Consider the following 3,387-nt stretch of genomic DNA (forward strand, 5'->3'; position numbering starts at 1 on the left):
GGGAGAGACCAGACACCGGACAGGGCGCCGGTAAACTCGGCGCCAGCGGCAGCGGTCTCCAGCGGGACAACGGTCAGAGCGCCCATCTTGATAGGCTTGCCGGCAACCACGCCACCGGTCGGGGCGATAAATGCCAGCTGGGTGCCGGCACAAACGAAATTCTTTGCCATGTTGTTATTCCTGTTTTTTGCCAAAAAGATGGCCCGCCAGATGGCGGGCCATTCCCATTACTTGCCGTTCGACTTGACCAGGCCGCGATAGTCGAGAGCAGAAACCCCCGCATCGATGCGAACCTTGGTGGTCACGCCGTCAACGGTGAAGCCTTCCTGCTGCTCAATCCAGGGCGCATCCATGCCGTCCAGATAGGCCACCTCAACCGTGTCGCCACCCTGCGCAGCCAGGAACCACTGGGCCACATCGCTATCGGAGAGGCGCGGCTCACCGATCACCTCGGCGAAGCCCTTGAGCGGGTTGATAATGCCGGAGTTGGCATCGGCGCCGGGGACGGAAGTGCTGTTGATCAGCTGGAACGCGGTATCTTCCAGCTCAGTCGGCACCAGAACAAAGCCCGGACGGATGTTGAGAGCGCGACCCTTACCACCTTCTGCGGCCGCCTTCTGGCTGCGCATCAGCGCCTTGGCAGCAGAGAGTGCCTTGATGCTCATGGCAGAGTCTGCGCCGCTAAGCAGGTTGTGGTGATCGGCGTGGAACAACGCCTTGTTGTCCGGCATCTTGATGTTCTGGGTCAACACGGCATAGACCAGATCTGCGATGGTGCCACGCGCCGCCGCCCCCATCAGTTTCGGGATGCGGGTCAGCAGGTCGAGGTCATCGTTGATGATCGCCTGGCGGGTGATGCAGAACAGCTCGCCGTAGGTTGCCAGCTGGATGGTGGCACCGGTGTCGTTCAGGGTGATGTGCTTGTACTCAGCACCCTCGCGCACTTTGCGCAGGCTGGCGATATCACCCAAGCCGACACGCTGGGCCACCTTGAAGTCGGACAAGGTGCCCTTGCGCGTCCACTTCTCGAAGGTCTCGTTGGCGGATTCCCAACCTTCCAGCACTGACTTGTTGGAAACATCCATCAGGATCTTGCCAAAGTCGGAACTGGTGTGGGTGAAGGCCATGCCGACATAGTTCATCGGGCTCATGCCGGAGGTGGATACCCCGCGACCTTCCAGTGATGCCCGCGCCAGCTCGCGCAAGCTGAAACCGTCATAGCGGTTGTCACGCTCTTTCTCTGCATGACCACAGCGGGCCATCAGGGAGGCGCGAACAGAGTCGCCGATCAGGTTGCCGTTGCCAGCGTGGATATGCACGGTGGAACCCAGCGGGCCGGTTTCACTGGCGCCGGTGCCCAGCGCGGCCTTGATTTTCTCTTTCGCAGCGGCGGCGGAAACATCCATATCAGCCAGGCACTCGGCCATCAGCTCAGGGAAGCGGCCGCCGGTCAGCGCAAACAGATCCTGAATGTCATTGCGGCGAGCCTGCTCCTGTCGCTTGAAGGCAGCGACAGCATCATCACCAGCGGGCTGCTGGGGTTGGCCAGGCAAAACGGCGGTCGTGGTGGGATTGGCCGGTACAGGAGCAGCTGTGCCAGCGTTCGCTTTGGCGCCGAACAGGGTTCGGGCCTGGGTAGGAATGTTGTTAAAGTCTTTCATCTTGTTCTCGTTCACGTAGGCGGCAGCCGAGATCGGCTCTTCCAGGACATCGACAAACCCCATCTCTTTGGCCTGCAGGCCATCGAGCCAGGTATCTGCCGACAGTAGCGCGGCCAGCTCCTCGCGGGGCTTGCCGGTTTTCTTCTCGTAGGCGTTGAGCAGCAGCGCCTCGTTGCGATCCAGCCAATCGGCCAGATCTCGCAAGTCGTCCGCATTGCCGACTGCGCCAGACCACGGCTTGTGGATCATCACCCAGGCATTGCTCGGCATATGCACGGTGGCATTGGGCAGGCAGAGAATGACCGAGGCCATACTGGCCGCCAGGCCATCGTTCCAGATGTCGATCTTGCAGGTGAGGCGGGCCAGGGTGTTGTAGATGGCAAACCCGTCCATCACATCACCGCCGGGGCTGTGAATGTGCAGATTGATTTGCTTGGCACTAAACACCCCGGCGGCCTTGCAGTCCGAGATGAATTGTTGAGCCGACACACCCCAGTAGCCGATCACGTCATAGATGTAGATCTCTACCGTGGGCTCTGAGGCGGCCAGGGCGTTGATGGTGTACCAGCTGCGGGGGCTCTGGTTATCGGCGGCGGGTTGGTCGCTGGCGGCCTCCGCTCGCGCTGGCATCAGCGCGGTCTGGACCGCCGCCGTCAGGTGGTGCTTTTTCACTGGGTTGTGCTCCTGGATCATTGGCTGGGTTGGAATCGGTGATGACGTTGTTTTGCTTCTCCCATTCCAGTTCGGAAAGACGCTGGTCCCGCACCTCGTCAGGGTTCCTGTTGCGAGCCCGGATCCACTCAGTCACCGTGCCAGCACTACCACGAATCACAGCTCTCCAGCCGTTGGCCTCGCGCTCCGGGTCAATCCAGGGCATGACTGGCGCCAGATAGATGGCATCGAACAGGGTTTTCATATCCAGCTCGGGAGGCGGCTTGAGCGGGTCTTTGCTGCGCAGGGTTTCGGCCAGCAACCAATCCCGATAAACAGGGCGCGACCAGTTGGCCACAAACTCATCCTGCAGCACGGCAAAGCCTTCCCACCCCTCAACCAGCTCCTGGCGCTGGGCGGAATAGGTGCCGTCATAGTCGCGGGCCACGCTCGAATACTGGCTGCGGGTGCCAGCACAGGATGAGCGCAGCTGACCCGATCGCCAGATGTTCAGAGCGGTGTTTGGCCGGTTGGACTGGATAACCCCGACATCTTCGCCGGGGCGCAGGTCGTCAAAGGTCATGCCCGGCGTGATGTCGATCATTCTCTGCGCTTGCGCAGGCGAACCATCTGGTGGCGCCTGGTATCCCTCAGGGTGCTCCTTCTTGATGAAGAAGGCGAGCGAGGCACTGATCCGAGCTGCCACACGCTCGGCCTCCTCCACCGACTTGAGGTCAGCGAGGCGAGTGATGACACCGTGCAGCAGCGTAACGCCGCGCAGCTGATGGATCCGCTTGCGCAGGGCCAGGTGATACATCTCGCTGGCTTCAACCTCCTTGGTGCGGTAGCGATAGCCCTGCATTTCGCCGGGGTGATCGAACATCACAAAGTAGGATTTCGGACGGCGCCAGGCATCGACCTTGATCCCCTGCCTGACCCCATCCGCCACGCTGTTCATCTCGAACGGCACAAAGTCAGGTTCCAGCACCTCCACCGAAAAGGGGGTGTCAGAATGATGCTGATAGCCCTTGATGGTGCCGAGCAGGCGGCGGCCAAACACCTCGCCATCGCGCAA

2 protein-coding genes are annotated in these 3,387 nt (G+C 61.1%); both read right to left on the minus strand.

What is annotated here, in order from left to right; translation table 11 throughout:
- Window positions 1-227: 227 nt before the first annotated feature.
- Window positions 228-2,333 (minus strand): ClpP-like prohead protease/major capsid protein fusion protein, encoded by a 2,106-nt coding sequence (locus AB5Y50_RS17620; RefSeq protein ID WP_368163125.1) that lies wholly within the window; start codon window positions 2,331-2,333, stop codon window positions 228-230.
- A partial coding sequence (locus AB5Y50_RS17625) for a phage portal protein (protein ID WP_368163127.1) occupies window positions 2,245-3,387 on the minus strand: 1,143 nt, incomplete at its 5' end. The genes AB5Y50_RS17620 and AB5Y50_RS17625, both read right to left, overlap by 89 nt.

The organism is Aeromonas sp. s6 (genome assembly GCF_040907815.1).
Lineage (GTDB): Bacteria > Pseudomonadota > Gammaproteobacteria > Enterobacterales > Aeromonadaceae > Aeromonas > Aeromonas caviae.